Below are 26,400 nucleotides of genomic sequence, written 5' to 3' on the forward strand. Positions count from 1 at the left end.
GTCTTTAAGAAAAACAGAATGACTTCTACTAGATGTTTTCCGATAATTTGATATACTTTGTTGTGGGTACATTGTTTGGTTAAGCTTTTATAATGGATGTGAACAAAGGAGTCGAATGATTCAAAATATGAAGATTTCGAAGAAGGGGGCGGAGATGAGAAGAAGCGTACTCACTTTCATCTTGATTCCGTTACTTCTTTTTTATTGCCTGCCGGTTGAGGCAGCAGAAAAAGAAGCACGTGATTGGCAGGATGAAACTATTTATTATATTTCAGTGGATCGATTTAATAATAGTGATCAAACAAATGATTTTAATGTCAATACAAAGGATCCAGCAAAATATCACGGTGGCGATTTTCAAGGAGTTATCGATCAGTTAGATTATTTACACGATATGGGGTTTACCACGATTAATTTATCCCCTATTTTTGAAAGTAAAAAGAATGATTTTCAAGGCTATTCGATTCGGGACTTTTATAAAACGAATGAACACTTTGGATCTTTAAAAACCTTTAAGAAGTTAGTTAAGGAAGCTCATAAACGAAACATGAAGGTCATGATTGATTTTGTCACGAATAATGTGGCGCTAAATCATCCTTGGTTGAATGATTCAACAAAAAAGGCATGGTTTCATGAAGAAAAAGCAATTCGTAACAGCAGTGATCAACAGGACTTAGAGAAAGGTTGGGTGAATGGACTTCCTGATTTAAACCAGAATAATCAGGAAGTAAAGAAATATTTAATTGATTGCGCGAAATGGTGGATCGAAGAAACGGATATAGACGGATATCGTTTGAATCAGATGAATTATGTTCCGCTAAGCTTTTGGAAGGATTTTGTAAAGGAAGTAAAAACAATAAAATCCAATGTTTATTTATTGGGTGATGTTCAATCGAAAGATACAAACTATTTAAAGTCCTATCAAGATAGCGGAATTGATGGCTTATTAGATTTCCCATTGAATCCGCCATTAAGAGAAGCCTTTGCTGAGCCTGACCAATCCTTGGACAAGGTATTGGAAATGGATAAGGAGCAAATGACAAGCATCCAAAATTCAATGCGAATGGGCACTTTTATGGATACTCCTGAAACGGTTCGTTTTACAAGAGATGCGGTCATTCTAAATCAACATCCAGGACCAAGATGGAAGCTCGCTTTAACCTATTTATATACAACTCCTGGAGTTCCGGTTGTCTATTATGGAAGTGAAATTGCTTTAGATGGAGGTAAAGGTGCTGATGGTCAAAATCAAATGGATTTTCGTACCGATCAAGAGCTAGTAGAGTATATTACTAAGCTGGTAGAGGTCCGCAAGCAGCTTCCTTCTCTAGCAAACGGGACATTTAAGGTTCTTTATTCCAAGGATGGGATGGCTGTTTATAAACGGGAATTCAAGGGTGAAACTTCTATCATTGCATTAAACAATACTACAAAGACACAAAAAGTGACGTTAACAGATAACGAATTAGCAGCAGATAAGGAGTTGAGAGGTCTGCTAGCAGGGGATCTAGTAAAGAGTAAAAACAATGAATACAATATCATATTGGATCGTGATAAGGCTGAAATTTATGTGTTGGCTGAAAAATCAGGTCTTAATTATCAATATATCGTTGCAATGGGCTTAGTGTATCTATTATTTATTGTGTTTATTGTGGTAATTTGGAAAAGGTCAAAAAGAAAAAGAGCTTAAGCTGTTTAGGTATGAGGAAGAATGCGTCATTGCTTGATAAAGATATGAAAAAAAGCGAGTGCATCTGGTTACGCTCGCTTTTTTCAGGTTTATCAAGAATCGCTTGAGGAAGCTTAACGATAATTCACAAATTGGACATCAACCGTAAGATCTGCCTCTTTTACAGCTGCAATAATTTTTTGTAAGTCATCTCGATTTTTCCCGGTAACACGGACTTGGTCATCTTGTACTTGGCTTTTGACCTTTAATCCGCTATTTTTAATTATAGTATTGATTTTTTTGGCGTTCTCTTTATCAATCCCTTGAATGAGCTTTGCTCTCTGACGGACCGTACCGCCTGAGGCTCCTTCAATCTTACTGTAATCAAGGTTTTTGATTGGAATGCCGCGTTTAATCATTTTTCCAAATAAAACATCCTTTAATTGACCTAGCTTATACTCGTCATCAGAAATAAGGACAAGTTCTTCTTTATCGAGAGTGACTTCGCTTTTGCTTCCTTTAAAGTCATAACGTGTGGTAATTTCCTTCATTGTTTGATTAATCGCATTTGTGACTTCAGATAGATCGATTTTGGATACAATATCAAATGAACTTTCTTTAGACATAATGACCTCCAAAAAAAACAGTTTTCCCTTTCAGCCTTCATTATAGTAAAATATAGCAGTTCATACAACTTTTCAAATAAAACATCCACAAATGTAAAAGAATTTTTTATATAAAGATACAGGAGGAATGGATATGGCAATTATTGATTTTATCGGTCAAGTGACGGAATTAACGGTTGCACGGGTTGCACAGTTTGGTTATTTTCTTACAGATGGGACGGAAGATGTCCTATTGCATGCAAATGAGACAGACAAGGTATTAGAGGAAGGAGAAAAAGTGGAAGTATTCCTCTATATGGATAATGAAGGAAGAGTTGCAGCAACCACTTCTGTCCCAACGATTACGGTGGGGGCATATGATTGGGCAAAAGTTAGTGATGTGAAGCCCGGCGTCGGGGTATTTGTGGATATTGGAATTCAAAAGGAAATGCTATTAGGAGAAGAGGATCTTCCTAAACATCAATCGGTTTGGCCAGAGAAGGATGATTTATTATACATAACCTTGAGAGTGAGCCGCAATCACCGCATCTATGTCAAGCTTGCGACTGACACTATTTTTGAAGAAAAAAGAATTCATGCAACGCGTGAGCAATTTAATAAAAGCATTCAAGGTCATATTTATCGGACAGCGAAAGTGGGAAGCTGGATATTTTCCGTAGAGGGATTTAAAGGGTTTATTCATGAATCTCAAAGAAAAGTGGAGCCTCGATTAGGTGAAAAGGTAGAAAGCAGAATTATTGATGTGAAACCAGATGGAACGATTAATGTTTCTTTAATTCCCAGAAAACACGAAGCTATCGATGACGATGCAGAGCGGATTTATCAATATTTAATGTCAAGAAACGGTGCCATGCCATATGGGGACAAGAGCAGACATGAGGATATAGAGGAACGCTTCCACATGAGCAAAGGGGCATTTAAGCGAGCTTTGGGAAAATTGATTAAGGAAGGGAAGATTTATCAGGAAGAGGGTTGGACCTATAGCAAAAATCGATAAAGAAAACTTGACGATTGGCGAGCCTCAGGCGAATGAGAGGAGTAGTTCACCGCTTTTTTCGGATGCGTTGGGTTACTTGGAAGCTTCCCTTGTGGCCTCATATTTTATTCCTAAAATTGGCCACTACGTCGATTCTCATCACTGCTGCCAATTTCTTTCTTAAAGTATAAAACAAACGGGCTAATGGAATTAGCCCGTCTTCCGTTGTTATTATAAATGATCCGTTTTTTTAGAATACTGATGCTTGCCAGCTTTGCGATTTTTTTCACGCATCATATTTTTTTCATGTCGAAGGGCGTTATTATCTTTGGCTTTTTTATCATTATCAGAAGTATGCGGCATAAAAAAATACTCCTTTCTGTTCATGGCTTCAATTTTATCCCACTCTTAACGGACAGTAAGACTCCCACTTCAAGATTCTGAGAATACGAAGAAGATAAGTGGGAGATCAACTGTCCGTAAAGGTCCGATAAGTTCAACTAACCATCAGTGGGGGATGAATGGCAGACTAAAAGCGCGACGTCAATCACAACGTCTACACTAGCACGTCCTGTGCGTCGAAAACCCCCACTGATGGAAGTTTCACTTTATTGTTCGCAATGAACAGAAAGAGTATGTAAATAGCAAAAATGATTATTGCGGTAATTGGTTTAAAAAGAAAATGGCAATTGTTCCAGAGCCGGTATGGGAGCCAATGACAGCTCCAATTGAAGAAATAAAAATATTATCTGTGGAAAATTCCTCCGATATGAGTCTTTTCATTTCTAATGCGGTTTCTTCATCATCAGCATGGCTAATGCCAATTCGTTGCTGACTTAATGAGGCGCCGCGTTCGTGCATGACATCAATGACTCTGCGAAGTAATTTTTTCTTTCCACGAATTTTTTCAATTGGAACCAGCTTTCCATCTTCCACATTTAAAAGAGGTTTAATATTTAATAATCCTCCAAGAAAGGCAGAAGCTTTAGAGACACGACCACCTTTAGCTAGATATTCGAGATCATCAACGGTAAATAGGTGTTCCATGTGTTGACACAGGAATGTGGCTTTTTCCACAATTTCGTCCTTTGGTGCATTTTCTTTTGCAAGTCGTGCAGCCTCCATTACTACTAAACCGCAGCCAAGTGATGCACATTTACTATCTATAATAGTTAAATCCAATTGGGGATATTTTTCTTTTACCTGATCACGAATCATCACAGCTGTTTGATAGGTGCCAGAGAGCTGTGAGGAAAAGGCTATGTATAGACCTTGTTGGCCTAGTTCAGCTAATTCCGTAAAGGCCTTTTCAAAGGCGGCGGGAGAAACCTGGGAGGTTTTTGGAACCTTTCCTTCATTTATGGCCTTATAAACAGTTTTCGGTTCAATTGTGATAAAATCTTCATATTCCTGATTATCTAAATGGACCTTTAAAGGAATCATTGTGATATCATTTTCGGCAAAAAAACTCAACGGTAAATCAGAAGCGCTATCAGTGAGGATTTTTACTGACATATTGTTCCACCTGCTTTCACACAATGTTACTTTCAGTTTATAGAAAGACTATCGAAATTACAATTATTTGTATTGAAAATAAAGAAAATAGGGCAAGTTAAGGGCCTGTAGAGGTGAGTCAACCATGGTGTTATTACATACGAAAAAATTAATTGTTGTTATTATTGGAGCCTTCTTAAATGCGCTAGCGATGAATTTATTTTTAATTCCTGCAAAGATTTATTCAAGCGGTTTTACAGGAGCTGCACAGCTATTATCTAATATATTTCATGGAGGAATCTCAACTGGAGTTCTCTTATTTGTATTAAATATTCCCGTCACGATCCTTGGTTGGATGAAAGTCGGAAAATCGTTTACCTTATATAGCTTTATTAGCGTGGCTTTAATGTCATTTTTTTTGGAAGTATTGCCGATTTATGAGGTTTCAAATGATATCTTTTTAAATGCTGTTTTTGGCGGCGTGATTATGGCTGTTGGTGTTGGCTTCACGTTGAAATGGGGCGCGTCCACTGGGGGAATGGATATTATTGCTATGGTCCTTTCTAGGGTAAAGGATAAACCAGTTGGCACGTATTTATTTACTATGAACGCTTTTATCATTGTAACAGCAGGATATTTATTTGGCTGGGAAAAGGCATTATACACTTTGGTTGCTTTATATGCATCTACTCGTGTTATTGATGCGATTCATACAAGACATGAAAAATTAACGGTTCTGATTGTAACTAAAAAGGCAGAGGAATTAAAAGCTGCCATTTATGCAAAACTCGTTCGCGGTATTACGACCATTCCCGCAAAAGGTGCTTACACGAATGAGCATAAGGATGTGATGATGATTGTCATAACCCGTTATGAATTGTTTGATCTTGAACGGGTTATTAATGAAGTCGATCCAAGCGCTTTTACTAATGTGGTACAAACTTCAGCGGTATTGGGATTTTTCAGGAAAGAATAGTAAAGATTGAGAAATTGGATAAACTCTTTTTTAGAGGCAACTTAATGAATGCTTTTAGGACCATTCGTCTTCTTTTTGCCAATAATCACATCTTTGGAGGTATATATGAAGAGAATACTCGGATTAATGGTTGCGTTTATCCTAATGGTTCCACTTAGTGGATTTGCTTATGAAAACACGGGAGAGTACAGCTTTGATTTTTTTGTAGTGCCTACTATCGGAACGGAGAAAACCAATTTTGACATTGTTTTAAAAAATAGCGGGAATCTTCCTGTTCAATTTGAATTTCCCACCTCACAAAAGTATGAGTTAAGGGTGAAGGACTCTGAAGGAAAGGATGCATATGTTTATTCCAAAAACCAATCCTTTTTTCAAGGAATTCAGACAATCATCTTAAAGCCAAATGAAGAAAAAAGATGGAGGGAAAGTTGGAATAATCAAGTACAGGGAAAACGAGTTCAGGAAGGCCAATATACATTAGAAGCCGTTCTTACCTCTACGAAACGGAACCACTTAAATGCAATTCCAGTCAAATATGAAACAGAAATATATATTCCCAAATCTGATTCAGCATTTCAAAATTTTCAAGTGATTGGGCGAGAAGGAAAGTATCAGATTATCGGGCAGGTGCGTCCACATTCAGGAGAATTTTATTATACTGTGGAAGATGGGCATAATGAAATTATTAAAGAAACAAGGGTAATAGCTAAGAGTAAATTTCCACAATGGAGTCCCATTCACTGGGTGATTTCCATCGGTAAAGAAAAGCTCCCCAAAAATGGGGCATTCATTCTCCATTTATATGAACGTGATGGAAAAGGGACGATAACAGAAAGCAGTCCCGTTCTTTTAGAAAAATTTACTGAAGAAAGATGAAAAACAGGAGGCAATGACCTCCTGTTTTTCATCAATCATGGAAAAGGCTTACTGAAGTTCTTCAAGCTCGTTTTGCAGCTGCTGAAGCTGTTCTTTTTCGGCGATGGTTGTATTGGCATAAGCAGAGGAAAGGGCATTTTTTGCCGTTTCAATTGCACCAGATTGCTCGTTTGCGGGGCCTGTTTTTGCTAACCCAACTGCCATTTTGGCTTCTCTTAATAATCGATTCGCCAAGTTATATTCCCCCTAATGAAGAATCGTGGACATTCGCCATTTTCTGAGCCTCAGCTTCTGCATAGGTGGTATGATAAGGGATACGTTCAGCATGTTTTGAAACAGAATCAACACCTTGCTGTACAAATCGTTTTGATTTATTACGTTTACCCATAGAAAAACCTCCATTTTTAAAATCGAGCTTGGATGAAACAACAAAGCATTGTTGTTTCATCTTTAGTATGTGCTGTTTTTCATATAGATAAAAAAGAAAAAATTGGAGGGAAGACAAATTAAAGAACTTTTAAATTTAATAAATCATTTAAATAAACACCAACTCCATCCTCTTCATTCGTTAGTGTGACGTCTTTGGCGATGCTTTTTAATGGATCAATGGCGTTCCCCATGGCGATCCCGTGACCTGCATAATCAATCATTTCAAGATCGTTATCTTCATCTCCAAAAGCGATAATACGTTCAGGTGGGATTTGGTAATAGTCAGATGCTTTTTTTAGCCCTTCCGCCTTATTTAAGCCGGAACGAATAATTTCAATCACATGAAATGGAGCAGCCCAGCTTCTTTGATCAATCACTTCCGCATGGACTTCGGTTAAATGTTTGCGAATATGATGGATTTCATTTTCATCCGTATGAATAAGCATACTTGTTGGTGAACCTGTTAAGGACCTCCTTAAATCGCCGGTTGTCACATTTGGTTTTCCAAGATTGAATATATCAATTAGCTTCTCATCATGATAATGGAAATACACATCATCCATAATCTCCGCAATAATATTATGAAAAGAATAGGAGAGGCAAGTTTCAACAATGTCTTTTGCAACATCCATATCAAGGGGAGAATGATAAAAACCAAAGTGGTTATCCTTTGGATGATGAATAAAAGCTCCATTAAAATTGACAATTGGTGTATCTAGGCCTAGTTCTCGGTAATACATCTCACTTGAGCGATAGGGTCTGCCAGTTGCAATCATGACAATATGACCTTCTTCTCGTGCTTTGGCAATGACTTTTTTTGTATTGGGTGAAATCTCTTTTTTATCAGTTAATAATGTTCCATCTAGATCGAGAGCAATTAAATATTTTTCTGACATATAATCTCCTCTTTCCTCATAATGCTGTGTACATTTGTGCTTCATGCTGTGTACATTTGTGCTTCCTGCCCATAAAAGTTAAATGGAGTTGATAAAAAGCTATTGTGTATCATTTTCTTCTTCAACCTGATGCATGGTAAAATAATGTTAGTTCCCATATAACGGAATGATTGAAATCACTTTATCACAAATTCCTATTAAGGTCGAATAATCGTGATTTATGTGTTTCAAATGAGCGAATCTGTGATATAGGTCATTTCTTATTGCAGAGCTTGTTTTATTATATAATTACAATGGTAACAATTTTACCATCCTTAAGTAAAATTTCTGTTATGAAAAAATTTAGGAGGATTTACGTTGGTTGTCATTGAGAAGAAGTTTATCGAGCAAATTCCCGTGCTGCATTTAGTAAAACAAGAAATAATAGATCAAAGGCTTCCTTTTATTATTTTTAACCATGGTTTTACCAGTGCGAAGGAACATAATTTGCATTACGCCTACTTATTAGCGGAAAAAGGCTTTCGTGTCGTCTTGCCAGAAGCTCTTTATCATGGGGAAAGAGCAACCCGACCTTTTCAGGAACATGAACTTAATTTTCATTTTTGGGAAATTGTCATTCAAACGATTAAAGAATTGAATATGATCAAAAATGATTTTGATCAGCTTCATCTTATTGATGAAAATCGGATTGGTCTGGTTGGAACTTCGATGGGAGGAATTGTGACTCATGGCGCGTTAACGCAATATCCTTGGATAAAAGCCGCTGTTAGTTTAATGGGACTTGCAAATTATGAGAAATATGCGCATTTGCAAGTGGATGAAATGAAAAAACGCAATTTCATGCTGCCGTGGGATGAACAGGAATTGGCTGATCTCCTCCAAAGTCTAAAGGAATATGATTTAAGCCTTCAGCCGGAAAAATTAGATGCTCGTCCATTGCTTTTCTGGCATGGAAAAAGAGATCCGCTTGTGCCATATGCTTTATCTTATGAATTTTATCAATCCATTAAACCGCAATTTGGAAATCATCCTGAAAGACTTCAATTTATTACAGATGAAAAAGCAGGGCATAAAGTTTCCAGATTTGGGGTTTTAAAGACAGTTGAATGGTTTGAAACATATTTAAAGTAAAAGTACGTGAACTTTGATAAAATATGAATATAAACGAATAATAAACGGGACTCTTATAAAGTGAAACTTCCATCAGTGGGGGTTTTCGACGCACAGGACGTGCTAGTGCAGACGTAGCGATTGACGTCGCGCTTTTAGTCTGTCATACATCCCCCACTGATGGTTAGTTGAACTTATCACGCTCATAGCGCCACGTCCTGTGGCTTCGCCTGACTAGGACGTCCTGTCCGTCGTCGGGCCTTACGGACAGTTGATCTCCCACTTATCTTCTTCGTATTCTCAGAATCTTGAAGTGAAAGTCAAAATGTCCGTTAAGAGTGGGATAAAATGAGGACCAATAGATAGGAGAAAGAGTCTATGGATCAAGAATTAAAGGATAGTATTATGGGGTCACTTGAATTGGTTGTGGACCCTGAATTAGGAATAGATGTTGTGAATTTAGGTTTAGTCTATGATATCAAAATGGATGAGGAAGGAATTGTGACCATTGATATGACATTGACTTCGATGGGTTGTCCACTGGCGGGTACGATTGTTGATCAAGTAAAGGCTGTTCTTGCTGATATTCCTGAAGTGAAGGGAACAGAGGTTAATATCGTTTGGAATCCACCATGGTCTAAGGATCGTATGTCAAGATATGCGAAAATTGCTTTAGGAATTCGATAAAATCAGGTGAGAAAAATGAAAAACAAGGTCATTTTACTTAGCTCAAACAAATTAGGGAATGGTGATCAGGAGCTAGGTGAAAATTTGTTAGAAACCTTCTTTACTCTATTGAAGCAACGTGAGGAACTTCCCGTAGCCATATTTTGCGTTAACAGCGGTGTTTTAGCACTCACAATTGATTCCTTGGTTTCACTACACTTAAAGGAACTAGAGGATAAAGGCGTAGCGGTTTTAGCATGTAAAACATGTGTAGATTTTTATCAAGTAGAAGAAAAGCTTGCAGCAGGAAAAATAAGCAGCATGGGTCATTTTATTGAACTAGCAGCGAAGTATGAAGTGATGACAATCAACTAGGATAGGGCAGAGGGATGCTTGTTCCTCTGCTTATTTTAAAAGAAAGCATAAAATTTGTCACTGCCACAGTCCTTGAAACTGTGGCATTTTCGTTTGTGGAAAATTTAAAATAAATCTTTAAGTTTAAAAAAGTCGTCCAGGCAGTTTTAGCCTAGACGACTTTTAAATGTTTAAAGGCTTTCTTGCTTAGGGCCGCGTTTTCGGTAGATGACATAGCTGCGTGTCAAATAACGTAGAGGAAGGCTGAATACATGGACAAGTCGTGTAAATGGCCATGCAGCAAAGATACCAAGCACTGCTAGCAAGTGAATTTTAAACCAAATAGGGACATTAGCAAGATGGCTAGCATCAGCACGAAATGTTAAAACTCCTCTTAGCCATGGCCCAATTGTTGTCCGATAGTCAAAACCGTTTGGATTAATATTTAAGAAAGTAGCCGACATTCCAGATAGAATGACGATACTTAAGCATACTAAAGCAACCCAATCCCCTTTAGTACTGGTTTTGATAAGACGGCGGACACTCATGCGACGATAGAGAAGAAGTAAAATTCCAACCGTTGCTGCGATTCCAGCAGGTATTCCGCCTGATAGGGCAATGATATGATATTGATGCTCTGTAATTCCCATGGATTCATATACTTTAATCGGAATAAGGAGCCCCATAACATGACCAAAAAAGACAAAAATAATTCCCCAGTGAAATAGATTGCTTCCCAAACGAAGAAGCTTCTTTTCTAATAGCTCACTTGATTTTGATGTCCACCCAAATTGATCATGCTGATAACGATAAATATGTCCTCCAATAAAAATGGTCAACACAATATAAGGAAGAACTACCCATAAAAACTGTTCGAACATATTTCTTCACTCCTCCTAACTGTTTTCGTTATTCCTGCAGCCTCCATTGCTGAAAGAACAGAAGACATGATATGACCATATATATTTTGTTTCGGGTCTAAATGGTCTTTAATTTCTTTAATATTAGTCATATATCTTTCAAATACAGGCTTCAGTCTTTCTTGATCAACTTGGCTTGCAAATTCAAGCATAATGGGTAAGTAATCAGGAAGTTCAGAGTCTGTTACATCGAATCCATTTAATTTGTAGCAATTCTTTAAAAAGAGGAGATCCATTCCTCTTTCCCGTTGTTCTCCGTTCGTCATGTAGGTCACGTATAGGTTTGACTTTTTTCCAAAATCAAAAGTATATACATAGGTGGAAATCAACTCGGATGAAGTTAGCTTTTTTGCTTTTTCAATAAAGGTGATAAGTCCAGCTTGTTCATTTGTTATCGATAGAGACTGAAGCTCATTTTTCACTTCTTCAAAGGAGCCAATAAATTCTTCGTTCGGATAACTAAGCAAATAGGAGCAAAACTTGAAAATTGTTTGAATTTCATGATAACTCATCATTTCACCTGCTTTCGTTTAAAATGGGACAAAATTGACAAATATCGGGTGGTGCCTGTTACAATGTTCCACAAGCGCCTGGTCCACCTGCAAATGCTAGCCCACAGCTTCCTTGTTCATCGTAAAGATCGGCTACTTGTTCACGGTGAGAAGCAGGGATGACGAAGCGATCTTCGTATTTTGCAATAGCTAGTAAGCGATACATATCTTGGATATCTTGTTCTGTTAAATCAAGAGATTCCACTAAATCAATATTTGGTTTCTTATTAGTTTGCTGGCTTCTCATATAGGTTCTCATAACTGCCATTTTCTTCAATACAGTACGAATATGACTTTCATCTCCAGCTGTTAAAAGATTGGCCAAATATTCAATTGGAATTCTCATTTGATCAATAGCCGGGAAGATATCTTCTGCATCAGAGCTGGAACCAACACCCTCAAACATGTTCATGATTGGGCTAAGCGGTGGAATATACCAAACCATTGGCATTGTTCGGTATTCTGGATGAAGCGGAAGGGCAATCTTCCAATCAATAATCATTTTATAGATAGGAGATTTTTGAGCCGCTTCGATAAATTCCATCGGGATGCCTTCTTCTTTTGCCTTAGCCACTACTTCTGGGTCATGGGGATCTAAGAAGATTTCTAATTGAGAATGATAAAGATCCTTTTCATCAGCAAGAGCTGCTTCTTGTACTTTATCAGCGTCATAGAGCATGACACCTAAATAGCGGATACGTCCGACACATGTTTCAGAGCAGATGGTTGGCATTCCTGCTTCAATACGAGGGAAGCATAATGTACACTTTTCTGCTTTATTGGTTTGCCAGTTAAAATAAACCTTTTTATAAGGGCAAGAAGATACACAATGTCTCCATGCGCGGCAAGCATTTTGATCAACAAGAACAATTCCATCTTCATCACGCTTATACATCGCACCAGATGGACATGCACTGACACAGGCAGGGTTAATACAATGCTCACAAATCCTTGGTAAATACATCATGAAGACATCTTCAAATTCAGTTCGTATTTGGTTTTCCATTTTTGTCACATTTGGGTCCTGTAATCCAGTAATGTGACCTCCTGCGAGATCATCCTCCCAGTTTGGTCCCCAAAGAATTTCCATAAACTCGCCTGTAAGTGCTGATTTTGGACGAGCAACAGGTTGTGTTTTTTTTTCCGGGCTATTAGTTAAGGTCTCGTAGTCATAATTCCATGGCTCATAATAATCATCAATCGTTGGTAAATTCGGATTGTAAAATAAATTGAGTAAACGATTGGTCTTTGTACCTGATTTTAATTGGAGCTTCCCGTTCTTGACTTCCCAGCCTCCACGATAAAGGTCCTGGTCCTCCCAACGCTTTGGGTACCCAATGCCAGGCTTCGTTTCGACATTGTTAAAATACATATATTCTGCACCTGGACGATTTGTCCAGGTGTTTTTGCATGTCACACTGCAAGTATGACAGCCGATACATTTATCTAAATTCATGACCATTCCGATCTGTGCTTTAATCTTCAAGCCAATCAACCTCCTTCAGCTTACGGATAACAACGTTGACATCCCGTTGATTTCCCGTTGGTCCGTAATAGTTAAAGCCATAGCTTAGTTGCGCATATCCACCAATCATATGAGTTGGTTTGACGTGTATACGTGTAGGACTATTATGAGTTCCACCACGATTGCTTGTTAGTTTTGTACCAGGTACATTTATGTGACGGTCTTGGGCATGGTGCATAAAGGCCATTCCTCTTGGAATTCTATGAGAGACAACCGCTCTTGCGACAACGACACCATTGCGGTTAAAGCACTCAATCCAGTCATTATCCTCCACACCAACTTCATGAGCATCATCTTTGTTCATCCAAACCGTTGGGCCTCCACGGAATAGGGTAAGCATTGGCTGGGAATCAAAGTACATGCTATGAATCGACCATTTATTATGTGGGGTTAGATAGTTTAAGACAATCTCTTTTCCTTCTGCTTCCGGACGATTTTTTCTAAATGGCTTCGGTTGAAGAATTGGTTTAAAGGTTGCCATAGCTTCTCCAAATTCGTGCATCATCTCGTGATCGACATAGAAGGACTGTCTTCCCGTTATCGTTCTCCATGGGATAAGTCGTTCCACGTTGGTTGTAAACGGAGAATAACGGCGACCACCTTTTTCAGAGCCACTGAAGGCAGGAGAAGTGATGACGGTTTTTGGTTGTGCTGTAATTTGTGCAAAAGTAAAGCATTCTTCTTCTCTTTCGGCAGCTAAATCAACTAACTCAAGATCTGTTCTTTTTTCAAGGGCTTCCCATGCCTTAACGGCCATTCTTCCATTTGAGGTAGAGGAAAGAGTTAAAATTGCTTCACAGGCACTTTTAGCTTTTTCAATACTTGGGTAGCCGTCTGCAATTCCACCTTGATGAGTGCCAAGAACTTTTTTCAGCTTTTCGTACTCTTCTTCTGCAGACCAAGTGATTCCTTTTATTCCATAAGGGGCGTTCTTCACATTAGGTCCTAGAGTAATCATCTTGTCATAAATTAGTTTGTAATCTCTTTCCACAACATGGATTTGCGGCATGGTTTTACCTGGAACCGGTTCACATTCACCTTTGCTCCAATCTTTAATGGCACCAAGTGGCTGCGCCATCTCTTGTGGTGTATCGTGCAGTAATGGAGTAGCTACCACTTCCTTCAATGGATCCATATCGAGTGATGCTGCCATTTCAGACACGGTTTTCGCAAGAGACTTAAAGATATCCCAATCGGATCGAGCTTCCCATGGAGTAGAAATAGCCGGATTAAATGGATGGATAAATGGATGCATATCGGTACTATTTAAATCGTGTTTTTCATACCAAGTTGCAGCAGGTAGGATCACGTCTGAATAAAGGCCGGTACCCGCCATACGGAAATCTAAATCTATTAATAAATCAATTTTTCCTTCGGCTGCTTTGTCGCGCCATTTCACTTCCTCTGGTCTTAATGAATCCTCGTCGTCGTTTAATACTCCACTTGTCGTTCCTAATAAATGCTTTAAGAAATACTCATGTCCTTTACCTGAACTAGAAATTAAGTTTGAACGCCAAACGAATAAATTTCTTGGGAAGTTTACTGGATTATCAGGATCTTCAATGGCAAATTGCAATTCGCGTTCTTTTAATTTATTCGCAACAAATTGGCCTACGTCTTCCGCAGTTTTTGCTCCAGCTGCCTCCGCTTCTTTATAAAGGTCAATTCCATTTTGGTTAAACGTTGGATAGGAAGGGAGCCAACCAAGTCTAGCTGCCATCACATTATAATCAGCATAGTGATCATAACGCGCTTTTTCATGAATTGGCGAAATATGTTCACTAACTGGCTGATCCTCATATCTCCATTGATCTGTTGTAAAATAGAAGAAGGAGGTTCCATTTTGTAATTTGGCTTGTGCACCCCAATCTTTGGCGGTTGCAATGGTTTGCCAGCCTTCAACAGGTCTTAATTTTTCTTGACCAACATAATGAGCCCAGCCTCCGCCGTTAACACCTTGTGCTCCGACAAATAAAACGAGATTAAGCACTGCTCGGTAAATCGTATCAGAGTTGAACCAGTGATTGATTCCGGCACCAACAATAATCATGGAGCGACCATTTGTATCAAGGGCATTTTGCGCAAATTCGCGTGCAATTTTGGTTACAAGGTCTTGTTTAACACCTGTAATCGCTTCTTGCCAAGCTGGTGTAAAAGGAATATTGTCAGTTAATTCTTTGGCAACCTCACCGCCAAGTCCATGATCGACACCATAGTTTGCTAGTGTTAAATCATACACAGTTGTTGTATAGAAAACTTCGCCGTTATTTTCTATTTTTTTCATTGGAACATTGCGATAAAGCACTTCATTTCCTTCGTGGGAGAAGTAAGGAATTTTTACAGAAGCAATTTCCTCTTCAATTCCTTTAAATGACAGTCTAGGATTGATGCTTTCTCCTGTTTCTTCATCAATCATTTTTAAGTTCCATTTTGCTTTATCTTCCCAACGTGCCCCCATTGTTCCGTGAGGGATAACCAATTTTTCATTATTTTCATTGAAAAGGACCGGCTTGAATTCACCATTTTCTGTTGCTTTGCCAAGATCTGCTGCGTTTAAGAAGCGATCTGGAATAAAGTGATCCCCGTCCTTTTTCAATGTAACGACGAAAGGAAAGTCCGTATACTGTTTTGCATAATTGATGAAATATTCATGTTGATTATCAACATAAAACTCCTTCAGTATGACATGACCCATGGCCATTGCTAGTGCTCCGTCGGCCCCTTGCTTTACTTTTAGCCAGTCATCTGAGAATTTAGTAGACTCAGCGTAATCAGGACTCACAGAAACCACCTTTGTCCCACGATAGCGTACCTCTGCAAGGAAGTGGGCATCTGGCGTGCGTGTTTGTGGAACGTTTGAGCCCCAAGTCATAATATAGCCTGAGTTATACCAGTCGCTACTTTCAGGTACGTCTGTTTGATCTCCCCAAATTTGCGGTGAAGCAGGTGGAAGGTCAGCATACCAGTCATAGAAGCTTAGCATTGGTCCGCCCATTAATGACATAAAGCGTGATCCAGAGGCATAACTAACCATGGACATTGCAGGGATTGGTGTAAAACCAACGTTGCGGTCAGGTCCATATTTAAGGACAGTATAAAGCGTAGACGCTGCGACAAGCTTTAATACTTCATCCCAATCTGCACGAACCAAACCACCTTTTCCGCGTGCTTGCTTATATTTGCCTGCCTTTTCAGGGTTTTCGACAATGCTTTTCCAAGCATCTAAAGGAGTGGTATTTTCCTTTAGGGCTTCACGCCACATTTCTAATAAAATTCCGCGAACATATGGATATTTCACACGCAGAGGACTGTAAATATACCAGGAAAAGCTTGCTCCACGAGGGCATCCGCGTGGTTCAAAATCAGGCATGTCAGGTCCTGTAGATGGGTAGTCCAATTGTTGGCCTTCCCAGGTGACGATCCCATCTTTTACATAAATGTTCCAACTACAAGAACCTGTGCAGTTAACACCATGAGTGGAACGAATGACTTTGTCATGCTGCCATCTTTGACGATAGGCCTGCTCCCAGTCACGATTTTCATAGGTTGTTTGACTATGATTATTCGCTTGTTTTTCTATTGGAGTTAAATATTTTAAGCGATTTTGTATAGGTGAACGCTTCTTTTTCATTAAAATCTCTCCTATTCATTGAAATATCCAACCAAAATAAATCGGGTATGAGTTAGGAGTTTTGGTGGACTGCCACCAGGCATCCCAATTGGTCATTTCATTTCCTTCTTTATGACCAATTTATCAATGTGTTGATATTGGAAACAGTGAAGTACTTCACAATAAACTTTTTTGACACAAAATAGACACAAAGTAGAAATTGAATGGAGTTAATGAAATTGGTTGTGAGTTAGTTCACTTATTTGAGTATGGATAACCATTATAATTAGCATGGAAAAATGACCTACAGAAGTAATAAGGAGGCGCTACCGATGGTATTTGGTAGAGATTTTAATAAGGATCCTTTTATTGTCATTTGGGAGCTTACCAGGGCTTGTCAGCTTAAATGCTTGCATTGTCGAGCAGAGGCACAATATAAAAGAGACCCAAGGGAATTAACCTTTGAAGAAGGAAAAAGGTTAGTTGATTCAATATATGAAATGAATAATCCAATGCTTGTTTTTACAGGTGGAGATCCATTAATGCGGGAGGATGTCTTTAATATTGCAGAATACGCAGTGAAAAAGGGAATCCGTGTTTCCATGACACCGAGTGCGACTCCAAATGTCACGAAAGAAGCAATTGAAAGGGCCAAAGAGGTAGGCTTATCTAGATGGGCGTTTAGTCTAGATGGTCATAATGCGGAAATTCATGATCATTTTCGTGGAACTGCAGGGTCTTTTGATTTAACAATGGAAAGAATAAAGTATTTGCATGAGTTGGAAATTCCAGTGCAAATTAATACTGTTATTTCAAGGTATAATGTCGATTATTTAGACGAAATGGCGGAATTGGTAGAGAAATTGGATTGTGTATTATGGAGTGTCTTTTTCTTAGTCCCAACTGGAAGAGGGCAGGAAAAGGATATGATTTCTCCTGTCGAGCATGAATTGGTGTTTACATGGTTATATCACTTAAGCAAGAGGGTTTCTTTTGATATTAAGACAACAGCTGCACAGCATTATCGACGGGTTGTGATCCAGAACAAAATGAGAGAAGCAAAAGGCCAAATTGATGAAATTCAATACTTAGATGCTTTAACCAGTCAAGGCTTGACTGGTTCTATTGATGGCTTGGGAAGAGCGCCTAAAGGGGTTAATGATGGAAATGGCTTTGTGTTTATTTCTCATATAGGTGATGTTTATCCAAGTGGGTTACTTCCGATAAAGGCTGGAAACGTAAGAGAAACGAGTCTTGCAGAGATTTACCGCGAATCGCCAATATTTAAAAATTTGCGTAACCCAGATTTATATAAAGGAAAATGTGGGGTATGTGAGTTTCGTCATGTTTGTGGCGGATCACGTTCAAGAGCCTATGCGATGACAGGGGACTATATGGAAAGTGAACCATTTTGCGTTTATATCCCGAAAGCATTGCGAAAAAAGAATTAGACAACAAAAGTGGAGGCTTTTATGGCCTCCACGTTAACAGAATTTTTATTAAGAAAATTTAAATAATTAGCTGCCCATTATTCAATGCTGCAATAGACAGCAGGGCAGTTTTCACAGCCAATCTCATCCTTTAAAAATTGACGATTGTGAACCGTAATTTTGCCTTTATTGATGGAGATGATACCCTCACGTTTTAGCTCGTTTAAAATGCGGTTTGTACTTTCACGTGATGTTCCACAAAAATTAGCTAAATCCTGATTGGTTAACGGCAAGTCAATTAAAATTCCATTCGATTTTTCAACACCGTAGCTATTCGTCATCCGAATGAGTGTTGAAAATAAAGCTCCTCTTTTTCCATTAAGGACAAGATCGCGAAATTTTGTTTGGGTTTTTCGGAAATGATCGCTCATCCACTTCATAAATTCAAAAGCCAATGCACTATTTTGGAAAATTTCATTTTCAATTTTATCCTTTTTTATAATAGCGACTTCACCGTCTTCTAGGACAAGAGCATTTAGGAGATATTTTGGAGAGGAAGTAAATAGAGTTAATTCACCACAAATATCGTTTTCTCCACAAATTCGAAGAGAAAGCTCTCGTCCATCTGAGGTGATTTTACTGATTTGAACCCTACCAGAAATAACTAAAAAAAGTTCTTCCGCATGCATTCCTTCTTGGAACAAATATTGATTTTTTTTCATTTTTATCGTACGTTCAGCAAACCGGAGCAATTCTTTTATTTCAATTGAATGTGTTGGTTTCATTGCCGCATCCATAAGTGACCACCTCATTTTCTCGTAATACCCAAAATGCGTACCTTATACTATAGCATATCTCTTTTTATTATGTCAGTGATTCAAGATGCTTAAAGTTTACTTTTGAAGAGTCTCCTATAAAGCTTTAAAAAAGCAAATCATCGTTATTAATTGTTTATTTATATTGTATACTTTTCACTATGTTTGTAGTGAAAAAAATAATTGGTAACTGTGAATACTTTATGAACTTGAAATTAGATGTGAAGTATTTCACATCTTAAAATAGCTTCTTTTTTTACGATATTTTCTAAGCAGGTAATCATGATTTATCGAAAAATTAAAGGAGTTGAATTATGTTGAAAACCAAAACATTACAACTACCGCTTCAAACTTTAAGTTTAGTTGCAGGATTTATGGTGTGGGTTATTCTTTCTTCATTGATGCCATTTATAAAAGAGGAAATTCAATTATCAGCCAATCAAATCGCCTTGATTACCGCGATCCCGGTCGTTCTTGGCTCTATCCTCAGGGTTCCGATTGGCTATTGGACAAATCGATATGGGGCAAGAAAATTATTTTCTATTAGCTTTATTTTATTAGTATTTCCTATTTTCTATATTAGTAATGCAAATTCGTTTACTGATTTATTGGTAGGAGGTTTTTTTCTCGGAATAAGCGGAGCGGTGTTTTCTGTAGGTGTAACCTCATTGCCAAAATATTATCCAAAGGAACGCCATGGGTTTGTTAACGGAATTTATGGAGCCGGAAATATTGGTACAGCAATAACTACCTTTTCAGCACCTGTTATTGCTACAAAGTTAGGATGGGGAATGACCGTTAAGCTTTATTTAATTCTTGTAGTAGTCATTTCGTTATTGAATTTCTTAATGGGAGATAAGAAGGAACCAAAGGTGGTAACTCCATTAAGTACACAAATTAAAAGTGTATATAAAAATGAAAAGCTCTGGTTTTTAAGTTTATTTTATTTCTTAACTTTTGGTGCATTTGTTGCGTTTACGATTTATTTACCCAATTTCTTAGTTGCAAACTTTGAATTGTCAAAGGTAGATGCTGGTATAAGGACGGCTGGTTTTATCGCTGTTGCCACTGTATTTCGTCCAGTTGGAGGATTTTTAGGGGATAAATTTAATTCATTCAAAATCTTAATGTGGGTATTTGCCGGCTTATCCTTATCAGGGATTTTGTTGGCGTTTAATCCAGCGTTACCTCTATATTCTATCGGTTGCATTACAATTGCGCTTTGTGCTGGAATTGGGAACGGTACTGTTTTCAAGTTAGTTCCAATGTATTTTTCAAAGCAGGCAGGGATAGTGAATGGAATTGTTTCTGCTATGGGAGGATTAGGTGGTTTCTTCCCGCCACTGTTGCTTTCATTCTTATTCAATTTAACAGGACATTATGCGATTGGTTTTATGGCTCTATCCCAAGTTGCGATGGCTTGTTTAATCCTTGTCATTTGGATGTTTTACCAAGAAAAATTAGAAACTTTGAATAGGATGAGCGGTCATGTTGAATGAGTAGCTCCTTATCAAACAAAAAGTTCTAATTTTAAAATTAGGGGGATACAATAATAAGAAGAAAGGCTGTCGGAAGAAATGATTCGACAGCTTATTTCATATTATGACATATTATTGAATTTTGAATCAGATAGGAAATTAGGAGCTGTACATTATTTAAAAGGTACTATTTAATGTGCTATGATATAGGAAATGTGAAATTGTTAACAGATGAGGACTGATTTTTGGTTTATAATTTAACCCTACTCTAATTAAGGAGTTGAATGTTTTTGCAAAATAAATTAATTACCGATACAATGAATCGTCCCTTAAGAGATTTACGAATTTCTGTTATAGATCGCTGTAATTTTCGTTGCAAATATTGTATGCCTGCTGAAGTATTCGGTCATGATTTTGTTTTTTTACCTAAGAGTGAATTATTAACTTATGAAGAAATAGAACGTTTAGCTCATATTTTCGCGGAGCTGGGAGTTGAAAAAATTCGGTTAACAGGTGGAGAACCTTTATTGCGGAAGGATTTGCCTGTCTTGGTAAATAATCTTGCGAAAATAGAAGGAATTAAAGATATTGCTTTAACAACAAATGGGGTGCTGCTAACAAAACAAGCTGATGCCTTAAAGGAAGCTGGTTTAAAGCGGGTCAATGTGAGTCTTGACAGCTTAAACGATAAGCTCTTTGGTGAAATTAATGGTCGTCAGGTTGGGGTTCAGCCTGTGCTTGATGGAATTCATGCAGCTAAGGAAGCCGGACTTGGAATAAAGGTAAATATGGTTGTGAAAAAAGGTTTAAATGATTCGGAAATCGTTCCAATGGCTAAGTATTGCAAGGAACAACAAATTCAACTGCGCTTTATTGAATATATGGATGTTGGCAGTACAAACGGCTGGCGCATGGATGATGTTGTTACGAAAAAAGAAATTTTCCAGATTCTTAACGAACATTTTGAATTAGAATCTTTGTATCCAGACTATTTTGGAGAGGTTGCAAAGCGCTATCGTTATAAGGGTACCCAAGTGGAAGTAGGATTTATTACTTCTGTTTCAGAAGCTTTCTGTTCAAGCTGTACGAGAGCAAGACTATCAGCAGATGGGAAGATTTATACTTGTCTATTCAGCGGGAATGGCCATGATATGAAGAATTTCATGAGGGAAGGAAATTCTGATGAAGAAATGGCAAAACGAATCATCGATATATGGAATCACCGTACGGACCGATATTCTGATGAACGCACAGCAGAAACCGTGGCTAACCGAAAGAAAATAGAGATGTCATATATTGGTGGATAACCGACTGTAAAAGGTCGGTTTTTGTTTTTGTAGAAAAATTTTGTGTGCAGTCTTGAATGCAATATAAGATATGAAGTTTGTCTGCATTAGACTCAAAGTAGAGCAATTCTTCTCATTTAAAAATTGAAAAAAGCTGCGAAACAATCTTCGCAGCTTTTTCAATATTTAAGCTTCTAAATAACGTGGAAATAGAATATTATTTTCAAGATGGACATGCATGAATGTATGTCCTTCAAGTCCTTCGAGACGGCTAAACACTAAACGATAAGTACCACAGGCATCGAGAGGTGGTTCGAAATCGGATGTAATCTCTCTAAGTTCTTTTAGAATGGCACCCGCATGATCGTGTTCTTTTTCAAGCTCAATAATGTGTTGTATAATCTCTTCACGATTTTCAACATTTGGTTCATCCAGTTTTAATAGCATGGGGAATACAGTTGCCTCTTCTTTAGCGGTATGCTCCAAAAGCTCTTTCTTTAATTCATAAAATAAGGCATGAACCTGTATTAATTCAGGATGACGTTCTCCATGGACTTTCGCGATTTTTGTAACATATGGACTTAAGCTTGCAAGTTCTTCCTCTAATGTCCGATGATAATGCTTCTTGATATGCTCAATGATGACATCAGATTTTGAATTGGTCCAAACCTCAATATCCTCTTTTGCATTTTCGCCTGCTACATAAATTTCTTCTAATTGAGCCATTAATTCATCAATATTAACAGCACGTTCAGAAGCGGCTTCATTTAATGGGATATTTCCGCCACAGCAAAAGTCAATTCTATATTTTTTGAAGACATCACTTGATTTAGGTAGTTCGTTGACAATATCTCTTACTAAAGAAGTTTTAGAGAAAGGATTGTTCATTTTTGGATCTCCTTTTATCGTATTTTTACTATGTGTTAATCATAAAGGGTTCTCTCAAAAAAGTTCGTGACCCGAATCACAGTTGTTGATGAAATTGTTGGTGGATGCAGATAGTTGTAATATAAAGTTGTTAATAATCTCACAAATACAATATAATGTTTGTATTGTGGATCCTGATAAAAGGTGGAATGATGATGTTTCAAAATAATAAGAAAAAATTTTTAATAGATGAAAATCAACGGTTATTAGAAAAGATTGATCAATTACAATCACAGTTGATGCAAAAAGATCAAGGTATGAAGACCATAATCAACAATTTACAGGCTGAAATGCTAACAACCATCGATCAACATGAGAAAGTGAATGGTCAGCATGGAGAAATGGCTCATTTAGTTTCAAAAATTAAGGATCATTTCGAAAAGGCAAGTTATCAGGTGGAAACTTCATCACAGAAAGCAAATGAGATGAATGAAAAGGGCGCAGAACTTATTCACGCAGCTGAAGTGATGGAGGTAAGTGGTCAAGAGGGACAATCCATTGTAAATAATATGCAAACGTTAATTGATAACTTAGGTCAAGAAATGCAACAAAATTTAGAAGCAATAAAAATGGTCGGACAACGTTCAAAGCAAATTGATGAAATTGTTTTTATGATTAAAGGGATTGCTGAACAAACCAATTTACTTGCCTTGAATGCTTCCATTGAGGCGGCGCGTGCAGGTGAATATGGAAAAGGATTCTCTGTTGTTGCTGAGGAAGTAAGAAAATTAGCCGAGGAAACAGCTTCAAGCTCTCAAGGGATTATGGAGCTAACACAAACATTCCAAAAGGATATCGATAGTGCGGTTACAAATACAAATGAGCTATTTCATCTCGTTCAATCTGGTGTTGATTTTGGGAAACAAACAACGCTTAAAATATCCGAAATAGAACATATAATCATCGATGTAAGGGATCAGGTTCAAAATGTTCAGGCCTTGATTAAGGATCAAAATGAATCATGTCAAAATGCACTGAATGAAATGCAAAATACAGGCATTATTTTTGATGAAGTCAATCATCTTATTATGGATCATATTGAAGCAGCAAAAATTGTTGATAGAAAACTAGAAAATGGTATCTCACAATTAAAGGGTCATGAAAATTTAGAATAGAATAAGATTTTTCTAAAAAGCTTGAATTTCTCTTCTACTTTAATGAAGAAATTCTTGCTTTTTTTATATGATGGCGAATTGTGAGATTTATCATGTAAGTTCTATTTGGTGATGTTTATAATAGAACTAGAAATGGAAATTTATTATGTAGAGATATAAGGAGTGGACATATTGCTTAATAGAAGAACACCGATACCTGTTAGTGAAGCTGTACATAGAGTAATGGATCAATCAGTTGCTGGATCAAAGGAAGCGGTTTCAATTAATGAAAGTTATGGTCGTTTCCTTGCCGAGGATATAATTGCGACGAATGATGTTCCTCATTTTAATCGCTCTCCATATGATGGATTTGCTGTTCGTTCAATTGATACGTTAAATGCATCACAAAAAACACCGTCAAGGTTTGAAGTCATTGATACTATTGGGGCAGGTCATGTCACAGAAAAACAGGTCGATGAATTTCAGACTGTTAGAATCATGACGGGTGCGAAATTGCCGGATGAGTGTGATGCAGTGGTTATGCTTGAGCTTGCGAAAACCGAGGAAATCGATGGCAAGAGTTATATGACGATTAAACGTCCTTCGAAAACAGGAGAAAATGTTTCTTATCGTGGTGAAGATGCCAAGGCAGGAGATATTTTAATTAAAAAGGGGACATGGATTAATCCAGGGATTCAGGCGTTGCTTGCGACATTTGGTTACTCCCTGGTTCCGGTAGCAAGGAAGCCTATTATTGGTCTGTTTGCTACTGGAACGGAGCTTTTGGAAGTAGGGGATGATCTCCAACCTGGAAAAATTAGAAATAGTAATGCTGCAATGATTTCTGCACAAATTGAACGAGCTGGAGGAAAGGTTATCTATTTTGGAAAGCTGCCAGATGAGTTTGATATTTGTTACCAGGCTGTTCATGATGCCATAGATAAGGTGGATCTTTTAATCACAACAGGTGGAGTATCTGTTGGGGATTTTGATTATTTGCCGGCTATCTATGAAAAGCTTGGTGCAGAGGTATTATTTAATAAGGTCGGAATGCGTCCCGGTAGTGTTACGACTGTTGCCACATATAATGGCATGCATTTGTTTGGATTATCAGGAAATCCTTCTGCCTGCTATGTTGGTTTTGAATTATTTGCACGACCAGTTATTCGCAAGCTATTATTTTCTTCACGACCACATTTAAGAAAAGAACAAGCAGTTTTAGGCAGGGATTTTACAAAGCCAAATCCATTTACTCGATTTGTAAGAGGAAAACTTAGTGTAGATAATGGCGGTTTAGTGGGGATTCCAAGCGGTGTAGATAAGTCCAATATTGTAACAAGCTTAGCAACAACGGATTGTTTGATTATTCTACATGGTGGGACTAGAGGGTATCAAAAAGGTGATGCGATTGAGGTATTGCTATTAGAGGATCAAGAAGGTAACGAGTGGCCATGGTAACGCCGAAAATCATCCAAATTGTAGGATTTCAAAACAGCGGGAAGACTAGTTTCCTGAATACAACTATCCATGAGTTAGCAAATGACGGGTATAAGATTGCGACGATTAAACATCATGGACATGGAGGAAAACCAAGTGTAGTGGAAGATAAAGATTCTTCCCTGCACTTGAAGGCAGGTGCTGTTGCATCCTTAGTTGAAGGGGAAGGGAGACTTTTGCTGCAAGCGGAAGATGTTCGCTGGTCTCTTGAGGAAAAAATTCAATTTCTGTCCTCTTTTCAACTAGATTTTATTTTTATTGAAGGACATAAGCATGAAAATTATGAAAAGGTCGTTTTATTAAGGAATAAAGAGGATGTGGAGAGTCTTGCGGCTTTGACTAATGTTAAAGCCATTTATTATTGGAATGAGCTCAATATAAGAAGCTTTCAACGGATGGAAGCCGCTATTCCCTGCTTTCAAATTAATGATGCAAAAGGAAGGACATATTTCACAGAATTCCTCCTAAGTCAACGTCAAACTAAGGAAATATGATTATTGTCACATAATTTAAAAAATATGTTCGAAATTTCGATGAAAAATGTTAAAAAAGTTGTCAAATATGTAACTTTTGTCACTGCAACCAACCCTAATCTAGGATTAAATGAAGTAGGGGATTTGTGTTTGAAAAGATAGAGGGAAGAGTTGAAGGTGATGGAAATATTTCAAATATTGCTATGGATCGTCTATCCCTATGTCGTTCTTGCTGTTTTGGGGATGGGGATTGTTTGGCAAATGGACGTTGAAGATGCTCAAGCCCAAAATATTCGATCGGTAAAACATTCAAAACTGCTAAGTCGAACGGTTTTAGGATTAATGATTTTGAGCGTTTTAACTGGTCTGGCTGTGATTTATTATACCAGAATTAATCATGAGCCAAAATTGATTTTTGAATGGGTTGTTAGTTTAATTCGTTTTAGGCCAAATACAGAAATTATCCGAAATATTTCCTTCCTTTCTCGTGCTCACTTTATGGTGTTATTAACATTTATTCTGTTGATATCATTAACAAATTATTTACCGTATTTATTAAGGCCGCATCGTCTATTTCAGAAACTGGTGCGTGAACGAAAAAATGCTCATCATATCTAAAACCGCCATGAAAATAATGGCGGTTTTTTATACATAAAGAAAGCATAAATTGGCAGCAATGATGAAAATTCGACGTAGAAGCCAATTTTAGGAATTAAGTATAA

Annotated in this window: 26 protein-coding genes; 14 read left to right on the forward strand and 12 right to left on the reverse strand. The window is 37.7% G+C overall.

From position 1 onward, the window contains the following. Positions 1 to 154 precede the first annotated feature (154 nt). Complete coding sequence (locus ACE38V_RS00560) at positions 155 to 1,690, forward strand: alpha-amylase family glycosyl hydrolase (RefSeq protein ID WP_375839175.1); 1,536 nt, start codon at positions 155 to 157, stop codon at positions 1,688 to 1,690. Between the two features lie 113 nt (positions 1,691 to 1,803). Here ACE38V_RS00560 and ACE38V_RS00565 read toward each other — a convergent pair whose 3' ends face one another. Next, the gene (locus ACE38V_RS00565) at positions 1,804 to 2,295 is read right to left on the reverse strand and encodes a YajQ family cyclic di-GMP-binding protein (protein ID WP_375839176.1); all 492 of its coding nucleotides are present in this window, start codon (positions 2,293 to 2,295) and stop codon (positions 1,804 to 1,806) included. A 133-nt stretch (positions 2,296 to 2,428) separates the two neighbouring features. On the opposite strand from ACE38V_RS00565, the gene ACE38V_RS00570 reads away from it, so the two are divergent. Continuing rightward, positions 2,429 to 3,292, forward strand: a complete 864-nt coding sequence (locus ACE38V_RS00570) for a CvfB family protein (protein WP_375839177.1) — start codon at positions 2,429 to 2,431, stop codon at positions 3,290 to 3,292. Between the two features lie 210 nt (positions 3,293 to 3,502). Here the strand turns inward: ACE38V_RS00570 and ACE38V_RS00575 are convergent, their stop codons facing one another. Both ACE38V_RS00575 and ACE38V_RS00580 read right to left on the reverse strand, forming a co-directional pair. Beyond that, entirely contained in the window at positions 3,503 to 3,634 is a 132-nt protein-coding gene (locus ACE38V_RS00575) for a DUF3941 domain-containing protein (protein ID WP_075981472.1), read from the reverse strand. Between the two features lie 291 nt (positions 3,635 to 3,925). Next, complete coding sequence (locus tag ACE38V_RS00580; RefSeq protein WP_375839178.1) at positions 3,926 to 4,786, reverse strand: DegV family protein; 861 nt, start codon at positions 4,784 to 4,786, stop codon at positions 3,926 to 3,928. Between the two features lie 124 nt (positions 4,787 to 4,910). Here ACE38V_RS00580 and ACE38V_RS00585 point away from each other — a divergent pair, with 124 nt between their 5' ends. Both ACE38V_RS00585 and ACE38V_RS00590 read left to right on the forward strand, forming a co-directional pair. Then, complete coding sequence (locus ACE38V_RS00585) at positions 4,911 to 5,741, forward strand: YitT family protein (protein WP_375839179.1); 831 nt, start codon at positions 4,911 to 4,913, stop codon at positions 5,739 to 5,741. A gap of 105 nt (positions 5,742 to 5,846) precedes the next feature. Then, on the forward strand, positions 5,847 to 6,617 hold the full coding sequence (locus tag ACE38V_RS00590) for a BsuPI-related putative proteinase inhibitor (protein ID WP_375839180.1): 771 nt from the start codon (positions 5,847 to 5,849) through the stop codon (positions 6,615 to 6,617). 48 nt (positions 6,618 to 6,665) lie between these two features. Here ACE38V_RS00590 and ACE38V_RS00595 read toward each other — a convergent pair whose 3' ends face one another. The 3 genes from ACE38V_RS00595 to ACE38V_RS00605 all read right to left on the reverse strand — a co-directional run bounded on the left by ACE38V_RS00595 (position 6,666) and on the right by ACE38V_RS00605 (position 7,942). Then, a complete protein-coding gene (locus ACE38V_RS00595) occupies positions 6,666 to 6,851 on the reverse strand; it encodes a DUF3813 domain-containing protein (protein WP_375839181.1) in 186 nt (61 codons plus the stop codon). Position 6,852: 1 nt separating this feature from the next. Then, complete coding sequence (locus ACE38V_RS00600; RefSeq protein WP_375839182.1) at positions 6,853 to 7,005, reverse strand: hypothetical protein; 153 nt, start codon at positions 7,003 to 7,005, stop codon at positions 6,853 to 6,855. A 118-nt stretch (positions 7,006 to 7,123) separates the two neighbouring features. Further along, positions 7,124 to 7,942, reverse strand: a complete 819-nt coding sequence (locus ACE38V_RS00605; RefSeq protein ID WP_375839183.1) for a Cof-type HAD-IIB family hydrolase — start codon at positions 7,940 to 7,942, stop codon at positions 7,124 to 7,126. 357 nt (positions 7,943 to 8,299) lie between these two features. On the opposite strand from ACE38V_RS00605, the gene ACE38V_RS00610 reads away from it, so the two are divergent. The 3 genes from ACE38V_RS00610 to ACE38V_RS00620 all read left to right on the forward strand — a co-directional run bounded on the left by ACE38V_RS00610 (position 8,300) and on the right by ACE38V_RS00620 (position 10,093). Further along, on the forward strand, positions 8,300 to 9,073 hold the full coding sequence (locus ACE38V_RS00610) for an alpha/beta fold hydrolase (RefSeq protein WP_375839184.1): 774 nt from the start codon (positions 8,300 to 8,302) through the stop codon (positions 9,071 to 9,073). Positions 9,074 to 9,430: 357 nt separating this feature from the next. Beyond that, the gene (locus ACE38V_RS00615) at positions 9,431 to 9,739 is read left to right on the forward strand and encodes a metal-sulfur cluster assembly factor (RefSeq protein WP_375839185.1); all 309 of its coding nucleotides are present in this window, start codon (positions 9,431 to 9,433) and stop codon (positions 9,737 to 9,739) included. 15 nt (positions 9,740 to 9,754) lie between these two features. Then, positions 9,755 to 10,093 (forward strand): DsrE family protein, encoded by a 339-nt coding sequence (locus ACE38V_RS00620; protein ID WP_375839186.1) that lies wholly within the window; start codon positions 9,755 to 9,757, stop codon positions 10,091 to 10,093. A gap of 170 nt (positions 10,094 to 10,263) precedes the next feature. On the opposite strand, the gene narI is transcribed toward ACE38V_RS00620, so the two are convergent. From narI to ACE38V_RS00640, 4 genes are read right to left on the reverse strand one after another with little or no spacing between them, the layout of a single operon-like run. Further along, entirely contained in the window at positions 10,264 to 10,953 is a 690-nt protein-coding gene (narI, locus tag ACE38V_RS00625; protein ID WP_375839187.1) for a respiratory nitrate reductase subunit gamma, read from the reverse strand. Continuing rightward, on the reverse strand, positions 10,929 to 11,504 hold the full coding sequence (gene narJ, locus ACE38V_RS00630) for a nitrate reductase molybdenum cofactor assembly chaperone (RefSeq protein WP_375839188.1): 576 nt from the start codon (positions 11,502 to 11,504) through the stop codon (positions 10,929 to 10,931). The genes narI and narJ overlap by 25 nt, the downstream gene beginning before the upstream one ends. Before the next feature lie 58 nt (positions 11,505 to 11,562). Continuing rightward, the gene (gene narH, locus ACE38V_RS00635; protein WP_375839189.1) at positions 11,563 to 13,029 is read right to left on the reverse strand and encodes a nitrate reductase subunit beta; all 1,467 of its coding nucleotides are present in this window, start codon (positions 13,027 to 13,029) and stop codon (positions 11,563 to 11,565) included. Next, the gene (locus ACE38V_RS00640) at positions 13,019 to 16,699 is read right to left on the reverse strand and encodes a nitrate reductase subunit alpha (RefSeq protein ID WP_375839190.1); all 3,681 of its coding nucleotides are present in this window, start codon (positions 16,697 to 16,699) and stop codon (positions 13,019 to 13,021) included. The genes narH and ACE38V_RS00640 overlap by 11 nt, the downstream gene beginning before the upstream one ends. 311 nt (positions 16,700 to 17,010) lie before the next feature. On the opposite strand from ACE38V_RS00640, the gene ACE38V_RS00645 reads away from it, so the two are divergent. Further along, positions 17,011 to 18,129, forward strand: a complete 1,119-nt coding sequence (locus ACE38V_RS00645) for a TIGR04053 family radical SAM/SPASM domain-containing protein (RefSeq protein WP_375839191.1) — start codon at positions 17,011 to 17,013, stop codon at positions 18,127 to 18,129. Positions 18,130 to 18,206: 77 nt separating this feature from the next. Here ACE38V_RS00645 and ACE38V_RS00650 read toward each other — a convergent pair whose 3' ends face one another. Next, entirely contained in the window at positions 18,207 to 18,905 is a 699-nt protein-coding gene (locus ACE38V_RS00650) for a Crp/Fnr family transcriptional regulator (protein WP_375839192.1), read from the reverse strand. Positions 18,906 to 19,237: 332 nt separating this feature from the next. Here ACE38V_RS00650 and ACE38V_RS00655 point away from each other — a divergent pair, with 332 nt between their 5' ends. Both ACE38V_RS00655 and moaA read left to right on the forward strand, forming a co-directional pair. Then, the gene (locus ACE38V_RS00655) at positions 19,238 to 20,422 is read left to right on the forward strand and encodes a nitrate/nitrite transporter (RefSeq protein WP_375839193.1); all 1,185 of its coding nucleotides are present in this window, start codon (positions 19,238 to 19,240) and stop codon (positions 20,420 to 20,422) included. Between the two features lie 263 nt (positions 20,423 to 20,685). Further along, entirely contained in the window at positions 20,686 to 21,708 is a 1,023-nt protein-coding gene (moaA, locus tag ACE38V_RS00660; protein ID WP_375839194.1) for a GTP 3',8-cyclase MoaA, read from the forward strand. Between the two features lie 165 nt (positions 21,709 to 21,873). Here moaA and ric read toward each other — a convergent pair whose 3' ends face one another. After that, a complete protein-coding gene (gene ric / locus ACE38V_RS00665; RefSeq protein WP_375839195.1) occupies positions 21,874 to 22,575 on the reverse strand; it encodes an iron-sulfur cluster repair di-iron protein in 702 nt (233 codons plus the stop codon). A 194-nt stretch (positions 22,576 to 22,769) separates the two neighbouring features. Between ric and ACE38V_RS00670 the strand changes: the two genes are divergently transcribed. From ACE38V_RS00670 to ACE38V_RS00685, 4 genes are all read left to right on the forward strand, one after another. Then, positions 22,770 to 23,729: a methyl-accepting chemotaxis protein gene (locus ACE38V_RS00670; RefSeq protein WP_375839196.1), complete on the forward strand. Its 960-nt coding sequence runs from the start codon at positions 22,770 to 22,772 to the stop codon at positions 23,727 to 23,729. A 171-nt stretch (positions 23,730 to 23,900) separates the two neighbouring features. Further along, on the forward strand, positions 23,901 to 25,166 hold the full coding sequence (locus ACE38V_RS00675) for a molybdopterin molybdotransferase MoeA (protein WP_375839197.1): 1,266 nt from the start codon (positions 23,901 to 23,903) through the stop codon (positions 25,164 to 25,166). Then, a complete protein-coding gene (gene mobB / locus ACE38V_RS00680) occupies positions 25,160 to 25,699 on the forward strand; it encodes a molybdopterin-guanine dinucleotide biosynthesis protein B (protein ID WP_375839642.1) in 540 nt (179 codons plus the stop codon). Before ACE38V_RS00675 ends, mobB begins: the two co-directional genes overlap by 7 nt. Before the next feature lie 159 nt (positions 25,700 to 25,858). After that, complete coding sequence (locus ACE38V_RS00685; protein ID WP_375839198.1) at positions 25,859 to 26,296, forward strand: respiratory nitrate reductase subunit gamma; 438 nt, start codon at positions 25,859 to 25,861, stop codon at positions 26,294 to 26,296. The last annotated feature ends 104 nt before the right edge of the window (positions 26,297 to 26,400 follow it).

Origin of the sequence: Cytobacillus sp. Hz8, from assembly GCF_042263505.1 — a bacterium.
Lineage (GTDB): Bacteria > Bacillota > Bacilli > Bacillales > Cytobacillaceae > Bacillus_BE.

Bases quoted from the DNA above. Each gene is read 5' to 3' on its own strand.
- ACE38V_RS00560 (WP_375839175.1), top strand. From the start codon at position 155: ATGAGAAGAAGCGTACTCACTTTCATCTTGATTCCGTTACTTCTTTTT.
- ACE38V_RS00565 (WP_375839176.1), bottom strand. From the start codon at position 2,295: ATGTCTAAAGAAAGTTCATTTGATATTGTATCCAAAATCGATCTATCT.
- ACE38V_RS00570 (WP_375839177.1), top strand. From the start codon at position 2,429: ATGGCAATTATTGATTTTATCGGTCAAGTGACGGAATTAACGGTTGCA.
- ACE38V_RS00575 (WP_075981472.1), bottom strand. From the start codon at position 3,634: ATGCCGCATACTTCTGATAATGATAAAAAAGCCAAAGATAATAACGCC.
- ACE38V_RS00580 (WP_375839178.1), bottom strand. From the start codon at position 4,786: ATGTCAGTAAAAATCCTCACTGATAGCGCTTCTGATTTACCGTTGAGT.
- ACE38V_RS00585 (WP_375839179.1), top strand. From the start codon at position 4,911: ATGGTGTTATTACATACGAAAAAATTAATTGTTGTTATTATTGGAGCC.
- ACE38V_RS00590 (WP_375839180.1), top strand. From the start codon at position 5,847: ATGAAGAGAATACTCGGATTAATGGTTGCGTTTATCCTAATGGTTCCA.
- ACE38V_RS00600 (WP_375839182.1), bottom strand. From the start codon at position 7,005: ATGGGTAAACGTAATAAATCAAAACGATTTGTACAGCAAGGTGTTGAT.
- ACE38V_RS00605 (WP_375839183.1), bottom strand. From the start codon at position 7,942: ATGTCAGAAAAATATTTAATTGCTCTCGATCTAGATGGAACATTATTA.
- ACE38V_RS00615 (WP_375839185.1), top strand. From the start codon at position 9,431: ATGGATCAAGAATTAAAGGATAGTATTATGGGGTCACTTGAATTGGTT.
- ACE38V_RS00620 (WP_375839186.1), top strand. From the start codon at position 9,755: ATGAAAAACAAGGTCATTTTACTTAGCTCAAACAAATTAGGGAATGGT.
- narI (WP_375839187.1), bottom strand. From the start codon at position 10,953: ATGTTCGAACAGTTTTTATGGGTAGTTCTTCCTTATATTGTGTTGACC.
- narJ (WP_375839188.1), bottom strand. From the start codon at position 11,504: ATGAGTTATCATGAAATTCAAACAATTTTCAAGTTTTGCTCCTATTTG.
- ACE38V_RS00640 (WP_375839190.1), bottom strand. From the start codon at position 16,699: ATGAAAAAGAAGCGTTCACCTATACAAAATCGCTTAAAATATTTAACT.
- ACE38V_RS00645 (WP_375839191.1), top strand. From the start codon at position 17,011: ATGGTATTTGGTAGAGATTTTAATAAGGATCCTTTTATTGTCATTTGG.
- ACE38V_RS00650 (WP_375839192.1), bottom strand. From the start codon at position 18,905: ATGGATGCGGCAATGAAACCAACACATTCAATTGAAATAAAAGAATTG.
- ACE38V_RS00655 (WP_375839193.1), top strand. From the start codon at position 19,238: ATGTTGAAAACCAAAACATTACAACTACCGCTTCAAACTTTAAGTTTA.
- moaA (WP_375839194.1), top strand. From the start codon at position 20,686: ATGTTTTTGCAAAATAAATTAATTACCGATACAATGAATCGTCCCTTA.
- ric (WP_375839195.1), bottom strand. From the start codon at position 22,575: ATGAACAATCCTTTCTCTAAAACTTCTTTAGTAAGAGATATTGTCAAC.
- ACE38V_RS00670 (WP_375839196.1), top strand. From the start codon at position 22,770: ATGTTTCAAAATAATAAGAAAAAATTTTTAATAGATGAAAATCAACGG.
- mobB (WP_375839642.1), top strand. From the start codon at position 25,160: ATGGTAACGCCGAAAATCATCCAAATTGTAGGATTTCAAAACAGCGGG.
- ACE38V_RS00685 (WP_375839198.1), top strand. From the start codon at position 25,859: ATGGAAATATTTCAAATATTGCTATGGATCGTCTATCCCTATGTCGTT.